Raw genomic sequence first — 17,791 nt, 5'->3', positions numbered from 1 at the left:
TGTAAGCAGATTTGTTTAATTTGGGCTTCAATCAAAAAACTACATCTCATGAGAACAGTGTTAAGTTTTGCATTTCTATGCATGGCATGCCTTACGGTTGCCGCCCAAAGTCCAAACCCTCCAAAAGTTGATTCGGAACAACAGATAAAACAGGTCATTGAAACCTTTTTTGATGGATTTCACAAGCAGGATTCCACCATTATAAAAAGCGTTTCGGCCGATCATGTGGTACTCCAGACCACAGGGAGGGACCAAGAGGGCAAGACCCGCTTCAGAAACGAGGAATTTTCTAAATTTCTTACTTCCATTTGCAGTATTCCTGACAGCATCAAATTTGAGGAAAAACTCACCTCATTTTCCATTCAGGTGGATCGGACCATGGCCAATGCTTGGGTAGGCTATGAATTTTGGTTGAATGATGCCTTCAGTCATTGTGGCATAAATTCTTTTCAACTGGTCAATTTTGATGGGGAATGGAAAGTCATCTATCTTATTGACACTAGGGGAAAGGAAGGTTGTTTGGATTAGCAATCACTCAAGAAGACCCCTACGGCCAGGCCACCTTCTGAGGTTTCCTTGTATTTGGAACTCATGTCCTTGGCGGTTTCCCACATGGTGTTCACTACCTTATCCAAAGGTACTTTGACCTCATTAGGGTCCGTGTCAAGTGCTAGTTCTGCGGCATTGATTGCCTTTATGGCCCCCATGGCATTGCGTTCTATACAGGGAACCTGCACTAGCCCCCCAATGGGATCGCAGGTGAGTCCCAGATGGTGTTCCATGGCAATTTCTGCAGCGATCAATACCTGTTCGGGGGTGCCGCCCATCAGTTCTGTAAGTCCGGCAGCGGCCATGGCCGACGAAACCCCGATTTCAGCTTGGCAGCCTCCCATGGCGGCGGAGATAGTGGCTCCTTTTTTAAAGATGCTCCCCACTTCACTGGCTACCAATAGAAACTGTCTTACATCGTCAAAGTCGGCATCGTGGTTTTCAATGACCATATAGTACATCAAAACCGCAGGGATAACCCCTGCACTGCCATTGGTGGGTGCGGTGACCACCCGACCCAACGAGGCATTCACCTCGTTCACGGACAGGGCAAAGCAACTGACCCATTTAATGATTTGGCGGAACCTCACTTCGGTGTCCCGTATGCTCTCCAACCATTCTTGGGGAGTGGAGTAGGGGACATTGCCTTTCAGTTTTTGATGGATTTCAAAAGCACGGCGTTTTACGTTGAGGCCTCCCGGAAGTTTTCCTTCGGTGTGGCAGCCGGTATACATGCATTCCAACATAGTATCCCAAATGCGTTGCAATCCTTGGTCAATTTCATTGGCTGGACGTAACGAAAGTTCATTCTCCCAAACGATTTCCGAAATGGTTTTTTGGTGCTCCTGACAGTATTGCAGCAACTCAAGGCCTGTTTTTACAGGATAAGGAAAGGTTTTGAACGTTTCCTTGTTCTCCTTGGAATGGATCAACTCCTCCTTTACCACAAAGCCACCGCCAATGGAATAATAGGTTTCGGAAACGGATTCCCCATTCGTCAACTGGGCCTCAAAGCGAATGCCATTGGAATGAAAGGGAAGAAACTCTTTTTTAAAGACAATATCGTTCTTAAAATCAAAGGAGATGGGATGAATCCCGCCCAAGTTTAGTGTAGAACTGTTCTTTACGTGTTCCATGGCCCCATCAATACTGTCAATGGCAACGGTTACCGGATCAGTGCCCAGCAGTCCCATGACAACGGCAATATCAGTGGCGTGGCCTTTTCCTGTAAGGGAAAGAGAGCCAAACAGGGAGACCGAGACTTGTTGGACGTCATCAAATACCTCTTGTTCCTTGAGCTCGGCTATCCATCGTTCCGCAGCCCGCCATGGGCCAAGGGTATGGGAACTTGAGGGTCCCACACCAATTTTGAGCATATCAAACACACTGATACATTCCATAGGTCCAATTTACTGTTCCAAATATAACAAGTCGGTTGGGATAAAACAGGAAATAAGTCTTAATGATTTTATGCCTAAACCGTTGCTTCAGCATGGCAATTTGTGAGTATTTATGGAATTTAAAGGGGATTGTCTGACACCTTGTCATATTCTGGGCCGTGGCATGATCATTGACATTTCATGAACGAGACAAAAATGAATTTCAAACAGATATAACTTTAGATACAATGAGCAAAATTATAGGTATAGACTTGGGTACAACCAACTCCTGCGTCTCTGTAATGGAAGGTAACGAACCAGTGGTAATTCCAAATGCCGAAGGTAAACGTACCACCCCTTCCGTGATTGCATTTGTGGAAGGTGGAGAGATCAAGGTGGGAGATCCTGCCAAAAGACAGGCGGTTACCAATCCAAACAAAACAATTTATTCCATCAAGCGATTCATGGGAAACAAATTTTCTGAATCCAAAAAGGAAGCGGACAGAGTTCCTTATAATGTGGTAAAGGGCGATAACGATACCCCAAGAGTGGATATCGACGGCCGTTTGTATACCCCACAGGAACTATCGGCCATGATTCTTCAGAAAATGAAGAAGACCGCCGAAGATTATTTGGGTCAGGATGTAACCCGTGCAGTGATTACGGTTCCTGCCTACTTTAACGATTCACAAAGACAGGCCACCAAAGAAGCTGGTGAGATTGCAGGTCTTACCGTGGAACGAATCATCAACGAGCCAACGGCTGCTTCATTGGCCTACGGTTTGGATAAAAAAGACACCGATCAAAAAATCGTAGTGTTCGATTTCGGTGGAGGTACGCATGACGTTTCCATCTTGGAATTGGGTGACGGCGTTTTTGAGGTATTGGCCACGGATGGGGATACCCACTTAGGGGGAGATGATGTTGACCAAAAAATCATTGATTGGTTGGCCGAGGAGTTTATGAAGGATGAGGACATGGATCTTCGTAAGGATGCCATGGCGCTTCAGCGTTTGCGTGAAGCTGCCGAGAAGGCCAAGATAGAATTGTCTTCCTCTGCACAGACCGAAATCAACTTACCTTATGTAACGGCAACTGCGTCAGGCCCCAAACACTTGGTGCGTACATTGACCCGAGCCAAATTTGAGCAGTTGATCGATGACTTGGTAAAAAGAACGATTGCACCTTGTGAGACCGCATTGAAATCTGCAGGTCTTTCAAAAAGTGATATAGATGAGATTATCTTGGTAGGGGGTTCTACCCGTATCCCTGCGGTACAGGAAGCTGTTGAGAAGTTCTTCGGCAAAAAACCATCCAAAGGGGTGAACCCGGATGAGGTTGTGGCCGTAGGTGCCGCTATCCAAGGAGGTGTATTGACCGGAGATGTGAAGGATGTACTTCTTTTGGACGTTACCCCACTTTCATTGGGTATCGAGACCATGGGAAGTGTGTTTACCAAATTGATCGAGGCAAACACCACCATTCCTACCAAAAAGTCACAGGTATTCTCCACAGCAGCGGATAACCAACCTTCGGTTGAGATACACGTGTTGCAAGGAGAGCGTCCTATGGCTGCAGACAACAAAACCATTGGTAGGTTCCACTTGGACGGTATTCCACCGGCACCAAGAGGTACGCCTCAGATTGAAGTGACTTTTGATATAGATGCCAACGGTATCATCAAGGTTTCTGCTACGGACAAAGCCACCAACAAGACCCAAGATATCCGTATCGAGGCATCTTCAGGTTTGACCGAGGAAGAAATCAAAAAGATGAAAGCCGAAGCCGAAGCCAATGCCGAGGCGGATAAACAAGCCAAGGAGAAGGCCGATAAGCTGAACGAGGCCGATGGTATGATCTTCCAGACCGAAAAGCAGTTGAAGGAGTTTGGTGATAAATTGTCCGATGACAAGAAAAAGCCTATCGAGGATGCTTTGGAGGAGTTGAAGAAAGCCTATGAAACCAAAGATGTTGCGGTGATAGAACCTGCTTTGGAGAAAATCAATGAGGCTTGGAAAGTGGCTTCAGAGGAGATGTACAAGGCCCAGGCCGATGCGGCCCAAGCCAATGGTGCTGATCCATCTGCCGGTGCTGATAGCGCTGCTGGAGGAAATGCCAAGGAAGGTGATAATGTAGAGGATGTTGACTTCGAAGAAGTGAAGTAATACTCGAATATCATAAATAATAAAAAACCCTGACTTTGGTCAGGGTTTTTTGTTTGCTTGATTTGGGTTTTATGCTGCGTTCAATTGGCGCATTTCCATTTCTCGAAGCTTTTCAAGGGCCTCTGATTTTGAGTTGACATTGAGTTTTACGTAAATGTTTTGAATATGGAAATTGACCGCGCTCGGCGTAACGCAGAGCTTGTCCGCAATCATCTTATAGGTGAATCCTTGGGTAAGGAGTTCGGCTATTTGGTTTTCCTTTCTTGAAAAGGAATCAAAGGATTTGGTCTGGAAAGAGTGGATGATTTTTTTGGCCACATCGTGTTCCAGGGCCACACCATGCTGATCTAGTGCTGCAACGGCAGCAAAGAGCCTTTCTTTGGTCAAAGGTTTTGTAAGGTAGCCACTGGCTCCCTTTTTAAAGGCTTCCTTGATGAGCTTGAAATCATTTTTGCGACTCATCATCAAGACTTTCAAGTCTTCATCTTTCCTGAGGAAGTATTCCAGGCCATCAATTCCGGAAATTCCGGTCAAGGTCACTTCGGATAGAATGATATCCGGGGCCTTTCTTCCAAAATTGGACAAAAGCTCATGAACGGTCCTATAAATACCGTGCAGTCCGTATTCCACTGTATCTTCAAAATACAATTTATACATAGGGTTTAGGCTTTCATCATTATCGATGATCGCAATTTGTAAGGGGTAAGTTCTCATGACGCATAGATTTGGGGGTCATCTGATTCTGTTATTGTAATTAAATCCCTTTTTGGGAAAGTTTGGGCAAAAACTACCTGTTCCGCCAGTTGAATGGAAGGAAAATGGAAAGCATATCAAAGAAGCATAGCATTGAATATCAAATGCACGCATCTAATGCTGCCATTGTCCGAATCAAACAAATAGGGCAGGTTGACCCTTATAGGGTCAGATCAAAATGTAGTATAGAAAAGGTTTTGGATACCTTAAAAAAGTAGCTTGTAGGTCGCTTTAGGTATGCCTTTTTTCCGAGAATTGTAGTTTGTTTTCATGACTAATAGATTTGGGTTTGTATTATTTCAAAAATTAAATTAGTTTTTTTTTCACTCCCACAGAATTTTTTGTAGTGTTTTTCGTTCAAATGCATTCCGGCCAATGGGTTGGTTTTGCTGAAAATCAACGATAAGGAAGAACGGAATAAAATGCAAATACCTATATTTCAAAACAATACAAAAAAAATAGGATGCATTTTAATGCATCCTATTCTTGGTAAAATCGGTCAGATTGAAATAATACAACCCGCTTCTATGATAGACTGTCAGTTCCCCCTGTCTTTCTTATCATGGTCATGAGTGTTTCGAATCTCGGCTATGAAACAGAATCAGATGACACCTCAGGTAGTTGACCGACTTTTATTTCATGTTTTATTTATCCTCATAAGAAGTACTGGTGTACTCTTGGGTGGTGTTCATGGCGGTTTGGATATTGCTATCTCTATCCGCTACATATCGGTTGTCCTCTTTTTTGGCATGTCCGTAGGCTACCGTATACTGTGAAATGGTGTGGTTTTGACCTCGATTGGAGACTACAAATCCCAATCCTTTTTCAGGACTCAATTGAATGGCGTAGTCGTCACGATCACTGTTGATATGGTCTCCCAGGTTTACAGAAGGGGTCAAGGTGTTCAATACAACCTGTGTGGCATACAGGTCCAGTCCACCAAAACCGTCCCGTCCTTCGGAAGCAAAGAACAACAAGGTTCCATTGTAGAGGTTTGGATATAGCTCATCTTCCTTGGTGTTGACCTTGGGTCCTAAATTTTTGGATACGCCCAAGCTACCGTCTGGCTTGACTTCGGCTACATAAATATCATATTTTCCATAGCTGCCTCGCATGTTGGAAGCAAAGAACAAACGCTTGCCGTCATTAGAAATGGTAGGGTGTTTGGCGGAAGCATATTTTGGGCAAACCTCCATTTTGGTCACATTCTTCCATTCGCCATTGATGTTTTCGGCCCTGTAGATTTCATGGATAAGTTCTTTCTTGGAGAACACACCGGTTAAAGGCTTTTGATAGGTAGCCTTACTGAAATAAGCGGTTTGACCGTCTTGGGTCACTGTCATGGAAGGTACATAACCATCCAAGGTGGATAAATTGCCCTCCATGACATGGGTTACAAGGTCCTTGTCCATTTGGGCATTGCTGTTTTGGCTATACATTAGTATTCCAGAAAAAAGTAGGCTGTAGATAAGTGAACGTGTCATGATATTCTGATTTGGGGGTTAATACATGACAAAGATCAAAAAGATTTTAAGGGAATACTTATGAATTTTTCATAGGTTTTTACTTTTACCGAGTAAAAAGTACAGTTTATCGAAAAAATTTTAAAGATTTTTCATTCAGACAAGCTTCAAATAACGTTTATCGGTGATTTTTAACCTTTTATCTGCTAAAAGATGACCTTTTTACATATATAAAGTCCGCAATCTGTGGTTGATGGGAGCATGGGCTATTTCCTGTCTTGCCCGTCTCAGTTCGTTGTAAAAGGGCGAAATAGCTTTTTTACAAATCGTGGAGGTTCAAAACGATAGCCTAGATACAGTACCCCATAAAATTGGTCGGTCTTCACACTGCTGTTGCTGTCTTCGTTATACCAATCGGAGTTAAGGGTTAGGTTCATTCCAAAGATTACCTTCTCTGAACTGTACCCCAAATTGATGCCACTTGACACGGAACGGATGAAATAAGTGTTCCGTTCAATCTCGGTGATTCCATTTTCTGTGGACACATCTTTGGAGAAGCGAACACCAAGGGAAGGGGATACATTCCCGGAAATAAACCAATTCTCATGCAATACCAGGGTGTAGAAATATCTTGGGGAAAGCCTGAAGTTAAAAAACCGTTCTTTACTGCGGATGTCCAGCTCATCAAAAGTAAAAGTATTGTAGTCATAATATAAGGTTGGGATAAGGCTGCCGCTACTGACTTTCTGCCACTCATTTTGATAAACAATGTTCCGATATGAAAAATTTGGGTTGAGTACGTACGAAGTGGACATACCATATTGTGAGTTGGTAAGGCTGTTGAATTGTATGTACGGGTGGGTCCCTTCTATCCAGTCCGGTGCAAAATCAGCTGTGTTCCTCACATAATAGCCAGAAGTTTTGTTATAGGTCAACCCTTGGACCCATTTGCCCAAGAAAAACCGAAACTGATAGTCGGTAAATGATGATTCGCCCTTAAGGTTCTCATCAACATTCCCGCCCATGAATTTTGGAACGAGTCCCACACTTACCCCAACGAATTCATAATCCAATGATAGAAAAAGTCGGTACCTGCTGTTGGGGGTCAGCTCCAGTCTTTCATCTTCATTTTGGTTTCTATAGAGAAGCACATCGGTCCGGGTATCTATATTGGCCTTCAGAATAATTTTGTCGGTGTACGTGACAATCCTACTGGTATCTTGCTGCGAATGTACCTGCCAGCATGAAAAAAATAGGCAAAAGAAAAAAATCCCAAAAAGGGAAAAGTGTAAGGGACTATTAAGACGGTATCTGGACATATCGTCACAAGATACACAGCTTTACCCAATCCGCGTTCCGTTTTTTACGTTTCGCTCCGGTTGCATAAGGGTTACTTCCTTGTTGTCCCCAATTCCGCCAAGAACAAGACATTCACTCATGATGTTTGCAATCTGCTTTGGGGGGAAGTTCACCACAGCCACCACTTGCTTTCCAACAAGGTCTTCGGGGGTGTATAGTTGTGTGATTTGGGCAGAGGTCTTTCGCTTTCCCAAATCCCCAAAATCGATGATCATCTTGTAGGCCGGGTTTCGGACTTCTTCGAATATTTCAGCAGAAATGATGGTGCCGACTACCATCTGTACTTTTTGAAAATCTTCCCAGCTAAGGTTTTGGTCGGGTGTAATATCCACGGACAGGTGTTTTTTTGCGCAAGGTACAATCTCCATTTCCAATGGGCCAAAACCGATAATGGGTTTAACTCCATATTATCACTTTCCCAATAGGTTTTTCAATATGGGGATATCAAAACGATGGTGCCAGGCCAAGTAACAGCAAATGATAAAAGTAATCACGGCCAAGATAAAAAGGGTGCCTCCATCATTCTGGACTTCAATACCAAGCTGGGTAAGGTGTGAAAAAATGGCCCCTCCAAGGATTCCCATGCCCAATACCGCCCCAAGCCCTGTGGTTCTTGGTACCAATAAAAGGATGGCGGTCAACAGTTCCAATACCCCGATTCCTATCCGTTCAACCGGTTCCAGACCCAAGGTCTCAAATATATATACTGATTCCGGGGCGGCAGTGAACTTAAAATATAGGGTCTGTAATAAAATTACAGCGGCAATGATTTTCAACAATAGATGGATGATGGATGTACGGGTCATGATGGTGTTGTTTTAATAGTGGTACCAACTAGGTCGTAAAAGTGTGGCGTAGTTAACGTTGAAAGCTGTTTTGACCATATTTTTATACAATGGGTTATTTTTGTATGTGAATCCGCATGGGATATCTCCCATCGCCATTGAGAAATTATAGATGGAACTACTGGAGCATTTGAAGTGGCGATATGCCACCAAAACATTCGATCCTAACCTAAAAGTGTCCAAAGAGGATATGGAGAAGCTGAAAGAGGCGATACAATTATCCGTCTCGTCCTATGGACTGCAGTTGTATAAAGTATTGGTGATTTCAAGCCAGGGGCTCAAGGAGGAATTGAAAACGGCTTCATGGAACCAAGATCAAATTACGGATGCCTCCCATCTTTTTGTGTTCTGTAATTATACGGAACGAAAGGATGAAGATGTGGATGCCTATATCCAATCCATTTCCCAAATACAGGGCACCCCAGTGGACAAATTGGAGGGGTATGGGAACCTCATCAAGCGTAGTCTGGTGGAAATGGACGATGCCACTTGGATTTCATGGTCCGAAAAGCAGACCTATCTGGCCATGTCCACGCTTTTGATGGCCTGTGCCGAACTGCGGATTGATGCCTGCCCCATGGAAGGCTATCAGGTGGAAAAGTACAATGAGATCCTAGGTTTGGCCGAACAAGGTTTGAATGCAAGCGTAATCGTTCCCGTGGGCTATCGTTCCCAAGAAGACCATACGCAGTTTAGAAAGAAGGTGCGCAAGCCGCTGCACGAACTTTTTGAGACTTTGTAAAGTGTAGAGGCCCGATCAGGCCTCTTCGATTTTTAATGAGGTCATTGTCAAGGAACCCCCTACGGGTTTATCGTTGAACAAGGTTATTTTCTCTTTTTCTCCTTGAAGGGCAAGGGCATACAGCAACGGTAAATAATGTTCAGGGGTAGGGATGGCCAAGTCAAAAGCCCTTCCTTGCGATTTAAAATCAATGAGTTTTTGATGGTCACCACTTAGAATGTGCGATTTCATTTTCTCATTGGCTTCGGTTGCCCAGTCAAAGGCAAACTCCTCATTCAACTTGTTCCAAGCCACCATTCTAAGGTTGTGGACCATGTTGCCACTTCCAATGATCAAAACCCCTTTTTGGCGTAGGCTATTGATTTGCTTTGCCAGTTCATAATGATAACGGGCGGGTTGGGAGTAATCAATACTCATTTGGATCACGGGAATATCCGCATTGGGGTAGAGGTGTTTGATCACACTCCAAGCACCGTGGTCCAGTCCCCAGTTATCATCTAGTCCCACATGGGCCTTTGTAATGAGCTTTTGGGTTTCTTGGGCCAGTTCCGGGTCGCCCGGTGCGGGGTACTGTACACCGAACAAGGCTTGGGGAAAGCCACCAAAATCATGAATGGTCCTTGGGTTTTGCATCGCCGTAACAAAGGTGCCACGGGTTTCCCAATGGGCCGAGATACAAAGTATGGCATGGGGTTTTGGAATATCCTTGCCGACCTTTCTGAACCCTTGGACAAATTCATTTTCCTCAATGGCGTTCATGGGGCTTCCATGCCCTAGGAACAATACGGGCATTTTGCCTGTATTGCCCAGATGGGAAGTCATTTTATTTAGGTCTTTTAGATTCATTGCGGTGCCTTTTAGTGCAGTAGATTGAACGATTTTAAAAAATATTTTCTTTTCATGCTAGGTTTAATTTACAAAACCTGCTTGTATGATAAAACTTTAAGAAGTGATTCTGAAATTGGAGTGATTGGCCTTCCTATCAATTGGCTCAACGGGTTGCCATCATCATATAGATCTCCATGCAAGGTAGCTGTATGTGTTCCCGCGAAAAATGGGGCAACAGGCTTGGGTAATCCCGCTTGCTCCAGAGCTTGCGCAAATTCTTCCTCAGATATATGTACATGATATATTCCCTATAAAAGTACATTAAAAAAACATCCTAAGGTGGAGGTTCGGTGTAAAGCCCAATGAGCTTCTGTGTATCACCTGTTCCAAGAGTACTTGGTCATTTTCTTGAGTGGTCCTATGGATAATGGACAGGGGTACAATGCGGTTATAGAGGTTCAGTGCGGAAAAACCAATCTGTATTATGGAAGACCGGTGTTGTATGGGGAACCGATAGGTCAACGAAGCATCCAATCTATGGAAATTGGGCAGTCTACTCTCATTGATTGTACCAAAGACAACCTCCCTCGTTGCTTCGTTATAGCTTTCTATGGGGGTAAAAGGCGTTCCGGAGCGGTACTGCCACCCTAAGGAAAGTTCCAGGTTCTTTATATCCAGACTATTGGATATCCGAAAACTATGGGGAATGTCATTATTCCCGGAAAAACTATCTTCCTGGATATCATCGAAAGTGAAATTCACATCGTTGAAAGCGTATCCCACCCAGAACCTATAATTTCGAATACGTTTTTTTAATAGAAGATCAACACCTATAATCCGACTTTTTCCTTCGCTGAGGTCTGGCTGGGGGAGATGGAACCCCTGACTATATGAGGTGAGTCCGGTTATTCCCTTATAGTATCCTTCCGCATCCAAGGTCCAACCGTTCCGATCAAAAAGTAGGCCTGCCGAAAACTGATTGCCCTGAAGGAGGGGATAGTTGGTATTATCGGAAAGCCTCCAGAGATTGTTATCCAGTCGCAGTTCGGTTTGGTTGAACTCGATGAGTTGGGAGATGGGCTGGTTTCTTCTTTCCAGCCCGGTCCGGATTCGAAATGATTTATTGATCGGCAACTCAATATTGAGTCTGGGTTCCAGATATACTTTTCCCAAACTGCCATAGTGGACCGTTCTGAGCCCCAATCTAAACATACCTCCATTGTCCTTTCTGATAGAGTACTCCCCAAAAAGAACATTTTTCAAGTTGCTTTCATGGACAGGCAGACTAACTTCGTTGCTCAAATCCAGGTGGGAGACACTGCTCAGGTCTATTTCCAAATTGGTATTGGACAGTTGGTAGCCAAAACCCAGTGCATCATTGTTCCTTAAAACCCTGTCCGATTTAAGCTCAAAGCCAAAATCACTGATCCTGTTTCCCCTAATGTTGGTTTCTTCCAACATCTGTCCGATGTACTCCTCATTTTTATAGTAGGAATCATAAGACGAGAAATAGGTGGTGATCTGATCCGTCTGTGTTGGGGATGTGCGGTGTTCCCAGTTGATACTAACGCCTCCGTTCCCTGTGGTGAGAGAATCTTTTTTGGTCTCGCCTTGACTGCTAAAGGAGAAAAGGGTTCGGTTTCGGGTCATTAGCGCACTCAGGGAAATCTTGTCCTTCGGGTTGGGATTGTAAACATACTTGGCATTGAGATCATAGAATCTGAACTCATTTTCACTGGTATTGTAGGTGTAGCTATCATCCGTGCTTACGTTCAATGGATTTCCATTCATATCGGTCACAGAGCCGGTATTGTTGAAAATTTTCTTGGCATAGGCCTCATAGGTCGGGGTTTTGTATACATCCAAATAGGCATTTCGGGCATAAAGGGACAGTGATGATTTTTTTGAAAGGGGTACTTTGATATACCCGTCAACACTTAACCCATCCAACCCAAGCCCTCCTGATAATTTTTTAGCGACCTCATCGTCTGTACTGATATCAATGATACCTGAAACCCTATCCCCAAAAGCAGCACTGGTGGCGGTCTTAAAAATAGTGGCTTTCTCGGTGGCGTAGGGATTGAATCTGGACAACATGCCATACAGATACCCCGTATTGAATACCCGGATATGGTCAAAGAGCACCAAGTTCTGATCGGAAGTGCCCCCGTGTATCTGTATGCCGGATGCTGATTCATCCAAACTGGCAACCCCTGGAATAAGTTGGATGCTTTGGAGAATATCAGGGGTGGTCTGGCCGGGTATGGACCCCAAGGGCGCTTGGGAAAGGGTAATGGATCCATCACGGTTTCTGTCGATTCCGGTGGTAATGTAAGAGGTGACCACGACCTCCTTGAGTTCTTTATAAACGGGGGCAAGGTACACGGAGGTACACGTTTCTTTGGGTATTACCTGTACCATATGATATCCGGCAACTTCCAGTTGATAGGTAGATTTTCCAGTATTTTTAAATTGGATCAGTCCACTTTTGTCGGTTTCCATCACCAAGCTTGAGTCCAGCATTACTTCGTTCTCGGCAATGGGAAATCGGGTATCTTGATCCAAAAAATAGAGGCAGATGTCCTTATCTGGTACTCTGGGTACAATAATGACCTGTGGGTGCTCCGCTATTTTTTCAAAATGTAATCCGGTCTGGGCTTCCAAGAGGCCGAGTAGTTCGTCAAGAGACAGGTTTTCGGCAATAGCGGTAATACTTTTATGCTCCACCAAATCTTCCGCATAGGAAAAACGCAGATCAATTTCCCTTTCCAGTCGCTGGATCACATCTTTTAGGGGAGTTTCCTCAAATTCAAAGAATAGGTTTTCCTGGGCATTGGACATGGAAATGCCAAGAAAGAGTAGCAAGACTGATATAAAACACCTCATTTCTTATTCAGACAAGGTAACAATTCTTTTGTCTGCAGAAACATGATATTGGATTCCCATGGGTTCCAAAGTGGTTTTTAGGGCATTCTCAAGATGGGTATGGGTAAAGTTTCCAGTGAATCTGCGATTGATGTCAATAGCATCTATTTTAAATTGAATGGGATATTGAATGGTAAGTTCGTCCAATACTTCAGAAAGAGGTTGTTCGGAAAAAGAGGAAAATCCATTTTTCCAATCCGGGGTGTTTTTAGAAAATTGCCTTTGATGGATTTCCCCGTTCATCAAGGATATCTCCATGCCTTTTTGAAGTCTCATGCTAGGATGGTTTACATCCAATGGGTTAAATTCAATGGATCCTTCATAGCATTGTACTTTAAAATCTTTTCGGTTTTTGATATTGAACTGGGTTCCCAATACAGAAACGGTTCCTTTACGGGTCTTAACGGAAAAATCATTTCCAGATGAAACATCAAAGAAGGCCTCTCCATCAAAATCCACGGCTCGGTCTTCCTCCCAATTGAATCTTCTATAAGATATGGATGAGTTGGCATTCAATGTGATTGTGGAACCATCAGCGAGAAGAATGGTCTCTTTTTCGCCAATGCCCGTGGAATAGGTTTTAATGCCAAAGAAATAGGTGTAGCTTGCAAATAGGAGGGCAATACAGGCCGCTGCTGCTGAAAATGCCCATAAGCGTTTTACCTTGGGTGCCTTTTGTACGTTTTGATTTTTTGAAGTAACCGTCAAAAGGGCCTTTTCCACATCAATATCTGGACCTTTGAGGGATTTGGCCGCATCGTCAATAGCCATAAGTTCCCTAAAGACATCGGATGCCTCGAACCCCGCCAGCTCTTCATCGCTCAACTCTCCAGCCAGCCATCGGGTCAAAAAATCTTCATTCGCGTACTTTTCTTTCATAGGCATTTGCGCTTTGTATGTAAAAGACAGTTAAACAATCCGTTACCCTATTAAAATTTTAATTCCTTTCCAAGAATGTCCCTTAAAATCAATAAGGCCTTGCTCATTCTTCGTTCTACGGCCTTAACACCAAGTCCCAATAGTTCCGCGATTTCCGGATAGGTTTTCTTTTCCAACCTGCTCAGCAGATACACCTCCCTTTCCTTTTGGGGCAATGTAGCTATGGCCTGTTTCAATTTTTCATGGAATTGATCCATTTGCATCAAATATTCTGGATTTTCATAATCCACGGAGGGAGAAGTGCTTTGCAGGTGCTTCAGTACAATTTTCTCATGGGATTTTTCATTGAGAAAAGAGTTGTTGGCCGCTCTGTACAGGTATGCCTTTACCTTGGAAAAGGAAACGGTGGAGCACAACCTCCAAAGCTTCACAAAAACGTCTTGTACAATATCCTCAGCCTGTTGAAGGTCACCACATTTATAATATACAAACCGTGTCACGGCCCCATAATGGGCACGAAATATTTGATTGTAGATTTTTTGTTCACAAATGGATGGGTCTTCCTCTGTCATGCTCTGTTTTGGCGAAACCCTTTTAGGGGCACACAAAAATAATTAGAAAAAAATAGGGTGTCTTTCTATTTACCTGTCTAAGTAATGGAAAAGAAATGAATCTGATTATGAAAAACAAAAAATGGGCAGCACTATGGGTCATCTGTGGTGTATTTTTCTTTCAGGGTGTTTTGGCCCAAGATTGGCAAACCAACTTTGACACAGCCAAAGATCTGGCCCAAAAAAGTAGCAATAACATTGTATTGGTCTTCCAAGGTTCCGATTGGTGTGCCCCTTGTATTAAGCTGGATCGAGAAATATGGAGTTCCAAGGAATTCCAAGATCTGGCCAAGGACCACTTTGTAATGCTCAAGGCGGATTTCCCCCGAAAAAAAAGCAATAAACTACCCGAGGAACAGGAAGCTAGGAATAAATCGTTGGCGGCCAAATATAATCCCAACGGGTATTTCCCCTATGTGGTGGTATTGGATCCCAAGGGGAATGTCTTGGGTCAGGCAGGTTATGAAAAAGCGAGCCCAAAAGCCTATTTCAACAAGTTGAACGCATTTTAAGACTGGATTATGTTGAGAATAGGGCAAGTGATATCCACCGCATTTATTTTCTGCTTGGGGTTTTGGGGACATCCCAAAGAAGTGTCCCGCACAACCAGCGATACCATAACCGAACTTCAAGTGTACCAGCGCACCCTAAAACTGATGGGAAGTCGGTTTGATCTCACCGTGGTTGCTGAGAACCCTGAAAAGGGTAATGCGTATTTGGATTTGGCCATATCGGAGATTTCCCGGATAGAAAAACTGATTTCCTCCTGGGATCCCAAGTCACAGACTTCTGCCATCAACAATAATGCAGGGTTGAAGCCCGTAAAGGTAGACGAGGAACTTTTTCAACTCATTGAACGAGCTTTGAAGATTTCCAAATTGACCCAAGGGGCTTTTGATATCAGTTATGCTTCCATGGACCGTATTTGGAAATTTGATGGTTCTGTTACCCAAATGCCCCCGGCCGAAACGATCAAGCAGTCCGTTTCCAAGGTGGGTTACCAAAATATCCTGTTGGATCACGAAAACCAAACCGTTTTTTTGAGGAACAAAGGCATGAAGATCGGCTTTGGTGCCATTGGCAAGGGGTATGCCGCCGATAAAGCCAAGCAATTGCTAATGCAACACGGGGTGGAGTCGGGCATCATCAATGCATCGGGCGACCTAAATGCCTGGGGCTCCCAGCCCGATGGTAAGGACTGGATGGTGGCCATTATAAATCCCTTGAATAAAAATAAGGTTTTCTCTTGGTTGCCCATTAAGGACCAGGCTGTGGTCACTTCGGGCAATTATGAAAAGTATATCATTCTTGATGGGGAGCGCTATACCCACATTATTGACCCCAGAACGGGTTACCCCAGCAAAGGGATTCTAAGTGCCACGGTCTTTACCAAGAATGCCGAACTGGCGGATGCCCTGGCCACATCCATATTTGTTATGGGAGTGGAAACAGGTCTTGATTTTGTGAACCAATTGAAAGGAGTGGAGTGCATTATTGTGGATGAGGACAATAAAGTGGTCACCTCAAAGAATATCGCCCTAAAAGAAGTGGAAACCCAAAGTAGATGAATTCAACTATGAAGAAGATTTTAATTGCATTGTATGGTCTCTGTAGCCTATCGTCCTGTGTAGTGCTGCATGAATATGACAAAGTAAACCTCAATGACCCCGATATGGTCCTGGCTGATAAAAAGTTTACAAAGTTCGAAATCAACTATCAGGTCTACCGCGAAGGAGCTTCAGGGGGAAATGGTGGAAAAACAGGCGGCGGCTGTGGATGTAATTGAACCAAAAAGGCAAAGAATTATCTGGATCTTGCTGTTGTGCCCTCTGATGGGTATGGCACAGCAAGCAAACACGGAAGGATATAAGAAGCGGGTATTGGAATCCACCGAGGTGGATATTCTTTCCAGTTACTATGAACAGACCGGGAACAATGCCTCCGTTACCGGGGGTATCGGAACAGAACAATTGACTGATGTGGCACCCTCCATTGTGGTGAGCATACCCTTGAACGATGATAATGTGCTGACCGTTGACGTTGGAATTTCTACCTATACCTCGGCTTCTTCCAGCAATTTGAATCCTTTTGACCTGACCAAAACCGGTTCGGGCATTAGTGGAGCCTCAGGAAATGCTGGAGTTGGCGGAGTAGGGGATGATGACGAATTTGATGATGATAACAACGGAGGCTATTCCGGTGTCATTGGAAGTCCTTGGGTGGCTTCTTCCGGGGCTTCCCGACAAGATACTTGGGGCAGTGTTTCGGTAGCGTATGCCCATAGTTCCGATGACCGAAACCAGATTTGGAATGCCAATGCCTCCTTCGCTTCAGAATATGATTATGTCTCCGTTGGTTTTGGAGGAGGAATCACCAAGCTTTTTAATGAAAAGAATACGGAAGTCAGTATAAAGGGGAGTGTGTTTTTGGATACATGGCTGCCAAGATATCCTACCGAGTTGGACAGTTATCTGGAGGTAGGGGGCAATCTTAACAGTGGGTTTTTCGCTGGGGTGGATATTTTGAACAGGAATGGGCTCGTCACGAATAAAAATGGTACGGCTACCTGGAGGCCCGTTGATGGTTTTAGCTTGATCTCTGATAAAAAAAGGAACAGTTTTGCGCTATCGGCATCCTTTTCACAGATTCTGGGCAAGAATACCCAAATTTCCATTTTTGCCGATGTGGTCAGTCAACAGGGGTGGCTGGCCAATCCCATGCAGCGGGTCTATTTTGCCGATGTCTCCAACTACTTTATTGGTAATCCTGCCAGTATCCCCAATTACACTTCATCACAAAATACCGATGTATTTATGCTGGCGGATGATATGGAACGCTTGCCGGATACAAGATTGAAATTCCCCATTGGATTTCGCCTGAACCACTATTTCAATGAGATACTTACGGTACGCACCTATTATCGCTATTATTTTGACGATTGGGGATTACAGGCCCATACGGCCAATATTGAGTTGCCCATCAAGGTTTCGCAAAACTTTACGCTCTACCCATCCTATCGCTATTACACGCAGAACCAGATAGACTATTTTGCCCCGTTCGATACCCATTTATCCACGGAACAATACTACACATCAGACTTTGACCTATCTGCCTATGATGCCCATCAATTTGGGTTTGGGGTTACCTATACGGACATCTTCACCAAGTTCAGGACGTGGCGGTTTGGCCTGAAGAGCATTGACCTGAAGTATAACAACTATCACCGGAACACGGGTCTCAAGGCCAATTACTTTGGTGTTGGGTTCAAGTTTGTAATGGATTAGAAAAGAACA

The 17,791-nt window shown here is 44.1% G+C and carries 17 protein-coding genes; 7 read left to right on the top strand and 10 right to left on the bottom strand.

Features of this window, described 5'->3' with window-relative positions:
- The first annotated feature begins 48 nt into the window (after positions 1-48).
- On the top strand, positions 49-528 hold the full coding sequence (locus tag F8C76_RS05225; RefSeq protein WP_152130756.1) for a nuclear transport factor 2 family protein: 480 nt from the start codon (positions 49-51) through the stop codon (positions 526-528).
- On the opposite strand, the gene F8C76_RS05220 is transcribed toward F8C76_RS05225, so the two are convergent.
- Positions 525-1,949 (bottom strand): L-serine ammonia-lyase, encoded by a 1,425-nt coding sequence (locus tag F8C76_RS05220; protein WP_152130755.1) that lies wholly within the window; start codon positions 1,947-1,949, stop codon positions 525-527. The genes F8C76_RS05225 and F8C76_RS05220 overlap by 4 nt on opposite strands.
- Before the next feature lie 227 nt (positions 1,950-2,176).
- Between F8C76_RS05220 and dnaK the strand changes: the two genes are divergently transcribed.
- Entirely contained in the window at positions 2,177-4,093 is a 1,917-nt protein-coding gene (dnaK, locus tag F8C76_RS05215; protein WP_152130754.1) for a molecular chaperone DnaK, read from the top strand.
- Between the two features lie 69 nt (positions 4,094-4,162).
- Here dnaK and F8C76_RS05210 read toward each other — a convergent pair whose 3' ends face one another.
- From F8C76_RS05210 to F8C76_RS05190, 5 genes are all read right to left on the bottom strand, one after another.
- Positions 4,163-4,807 (bottom strand): response regulator, encoded by a 645-nt coding sequence (locus F8C76_RS05210; protein ID WP_152130753.1) that lies wholly within the window; start codon positions 4,805-4,807, stop codon positions 4,163-4,165.
- A 683-nt stretch (positions 4,808-5,490) separates the two neighbouring features.
- On the bottom strand, positions 5,491-6,330 hold the full coding sequence (locus tag F8C76_RS05205; RefSeq protein ID WP_152130752.1) for a PD40 domain-containing protein: 840 nt from the start codon (positions 6,328-6,330) through the stop codon (positions 5,491-5,493).
- A gap of 266 nt (positions 6,331-6,596) precedes the next feature.
- Positions 6,597-7,628 (bottom strand): DUF4421 family protein, encoded by a 1,032-nt coding sequence (locus tag F8C76_RS05200; protein ID WP_152130751.1) that lies wholly within the window; start codon positions 7,626-7,628, stop codon positions 6,597-6,599.
- Between the two features lie 21 nt (positions 7,629-7,649).
- Positions 7,650-8,036: a tRNA-binding protein gene (locus F8C76_RS05195; RefSeq protein ID WP_152130750.1), complete on the bottom strand. Its 387-nt coding sequence runs from the start codon at positions 8,034-8,036 to the stop codon at positions 7,650-7,652.
- Between the two features lie 42 nt (positions 8,037-8,078).
- The gene (locus F8C76_RS05190; protein WP_152130749.1) at positions 8,079-8,474 is read right to left on the bottom strand and encodes a DoxX family protein; all 396 of its coding nucleotides are present in this window, start codon (positions 8,472-8,474) and stop codon (positions 8,079-8,081) included.
- Positions 8,475-8,625: 151 nt separating this feature from the next.
- Between F8C76_RS05190 and F8C76_RS05185 the strand changes: the two genes are divergently transcribed.
- Positions 8,626-9,255, top strand: a complete 630-nt coding sequence (locus F8C76_RS05185; protein WP_152130748.1) for an NAD(P)H-dependent oxidoreductase — start codon at positions 8,626-8,628, stop codon at positions 9,253-9,255.
- Positions 9,256-9,270: 15 nt separating this feature from the next.
- On the opposite strand, the gene ygiD is transcribed toward F8C76_RS05185, so the two are convergent.
- The 4 genes from ygiD to F8C76_RS05165 form a co-directional block, all read right to left on the bottom strand.
- Positions 9,271-10,101, bottom strand: a complete 831-nt coding sequence (ygiD, locus tag F8C76_RS05180) for a 4,5-DOPA-extradiol-dioxygenase (protein WP_152130747.1) — start codon at positions 10,099-10,101, stop codon at positions 9,271-9,273.
- A 303-nt stretch (positions 10,102-10,404) separates the two neighbouring features.
- Positions 10,405-12,948, bottom strand: a complete 2,544-nt coding sequence (locus F8C76_RS05175) for a TonB-dependent receptor plug domain-containing protein (protein ID WP_170283981.1) — start codon at positions 12,946-12,948, stop codon at positions 10,405-10,407.
- Positions 12,949-12,972: 24 nt separating this feature from the next.
- Positions 12,973-13,887 (bottom strand): FecR family protein, encoded by a 915-nt coding sequence (locus F8C76_RS05170; protein ID WP_170283980.1) that lies wholly within the window; start codon positions 13,885-13,887, stop codon positions 12,973-12,975.
- 50 nt (positions 13,888-13,937) lie between these two features.
- Positions 13,938-14,459, bottom strand: a complete 522-nt coding sequence (locus F8C76_RS05165; protein WP_152130744.1) for an RNA polymerase sigma factor — start codon at positions 14,457-14,459, stop codon at positions 13,938-13,940.
- A gap of 107 nt (positions 14,460-14,566) precedes the next feature.
- Here F8C76_RS05165 and F8C76_RS05160 point away from each other — a divergent pair, with 107 nt between their 5' ends.
- The 4 genes from F8C76_RS05160 to F8C76_RS05145 all read left to right on the top strand — a co-directional run bounded on the left by F8C76_RS05160 (position 14,567) and on the right by F8C76_RS05145 (position 17,782).
- Complete coding sequence (locus F8C76_RS05160; RefSeq protein ID WP_152130743.1) at positions 14,567-15,010, top strand: thioredoxin family protein; 444 nt, start codon at positions 14,567-14,569, stop codon at positions 15,008-15,010.
- Between the two features lie 144 nt (positions 15,011-15,154).
- Positions 15,155-16,066: an FAD:protein FMN transferase gene (locus F8C76_RS05155; RefSeq protein WP_211372138.1), complete on the top strand. Its 912-nt coding sequence runs from the start codon at positions 15,155-15,157 to the stop codon at positions 16,064-16,066.
- A gap of 8 nt (positions 16,067-16,074) precedes the next feature.
- Entirely contained in the window at positions 16,075-16,284 is a 210-nt protein-coding gene (locus F8C76_RS05150; RefSeq protein ID WP_129652559.1) for a DUF4266 domain-containing protein, read from the top strand.
- Positions 16,247-17,782 carry a DUF3570 domain-containing protein gene (locus tag F8C76_RS05145; protein ID WP_152130741.1) on the top strand — a complete coding sequence of 512 codons (1,536 nt, stop codon included), beginning with the start codon at positions 16,247-16,249 and terminating at the stop codon, positions 17,780-17,782. The genes F8C76_RS05150 and F8C76_RS05145 overlap by 38 nt, the downstream gene beginning before the upstream one ends.
- The last annotated feature ends 9 nt before the right edge of the window (positions 17,783-17,791 follow it).

It is taken from the genome of Flagellimonas olearia, from assembly GCF_009184425.1.
GTDB lineage: Bacteria > Bacteroidota > Bacteroidia > Flavobacteriales > Flavobacteriaceae > Flagellimonas > Flagellimonas olearia.
Note: the sequence above shows the minus strand (reverse complement) of the source record. Positions and strands in the feature narration are given on the sequence as shown.

Coding starts and splice junctions, on each gene's coding strand:
- F8C76_RS05195 (WP_152130750.1), bottom strand. CDS start 8,036: ATGGAGATTGTACCTTGCGCAAAAAAACACCTGTCCGTGGATATTACA.
- ygiD (WP_152130747.1), bottom strand. CDS start 10,101: ATGAATCTAAAAGACCTAAATAAAATGACTTCCCATCTGGGCAATACA.
- F8C76_RS05165 (WP_152130744.1), bottom strand. CDS start 14,459: ATGACAGAGGAAGACCCATCCATTTGTGAACAAAAAATCTACAATCAA.
- F8C76_RS05150 (WP_129652559.1), top strand. CDS start 16,075: ATGAAGAAGATTTTAATTGCATTGTATGGTCTCTGTAGCCTATCGTCC.
- F8C76_RS05185 (WP_152130748.1), top strand. CDS start 8,626: ATGGAACTACTGGAGCATTTGAAGTGGCGATATGCCACCAAAACATTC.
- F8C76_RS05145 (WP_152130741.1), top strand. CDS start 16,247: ATGGTGGAAAAACAGGCGGCGGCTGTGGATGTAATTGAACCAAAAAGG.
- F8C76_RS05170 (WP_170283980.1), bottom strand. CDS start 13,887: ATGAAAGAAAAGTACGCGAATGAAGATTTTTTGACCCGATGGCTGGCT.
- F8C76_RS05205 (WP_152130752.1), bottom strand. CDS start 6,330: ATGACACGTTCACTTATCTACAGCCTACTTTTTTCTGGAATACTAATG.
- dnaK (WP_152130754.1), top strand. CDS start 2,177: ATGAGCAAAATTATAGGTATAGACTTGGGTACAACCAACTCCTGCGTC.
- F8C76_RS05225 (WP_152130756.1), top strand. CDS start 49: ATGAGAACAGTGTTAAGTTTTGCATTTCTATGCATGGCATGCCTTACG.
- F8C76_RS05210 (WP_152130753.1), bottom strand. CDS start 4,807: ATGAGAACTTACCCCTTACAAATTGCGATCATCGATAATGATGAAAGC.
- F8C76_RS05155 (WP_211372138.1), top strand. CDS start 15,155: ATGGGAAGTCGGTTTGATCTCACCGTGGTTGCTGAGAACCCTGAAAAG.
- F8C76_RS05220 (WP_152130755.1), bottom strand. CDS start 1,949: ATGGAATGTATCAGTGTGTTTGATATGCTCAAAATTGGTGTGGGACCC.
- F8C76_RS05190 (WP_152130749.1), bottom strand. CDS start 8,474: ATGACCCGTACATCCATCATCCATCTATTGTTGAAAATCATTGCCGCT.
- F8C76_RS05200 (WP_152130751.1), bottom strand. CDS start 7,628: ATGTCCAGATACCGTCTTAATAGTCCCTTACACTTTTCCCTTTTTGGG.
- F8C76_RS05160 (WP_152130743.1), top strand. CDS start 14,567: ATGAAAAACAAAAAATGGGCAGCACTATGGGTCATCTGTGGTGTATTT.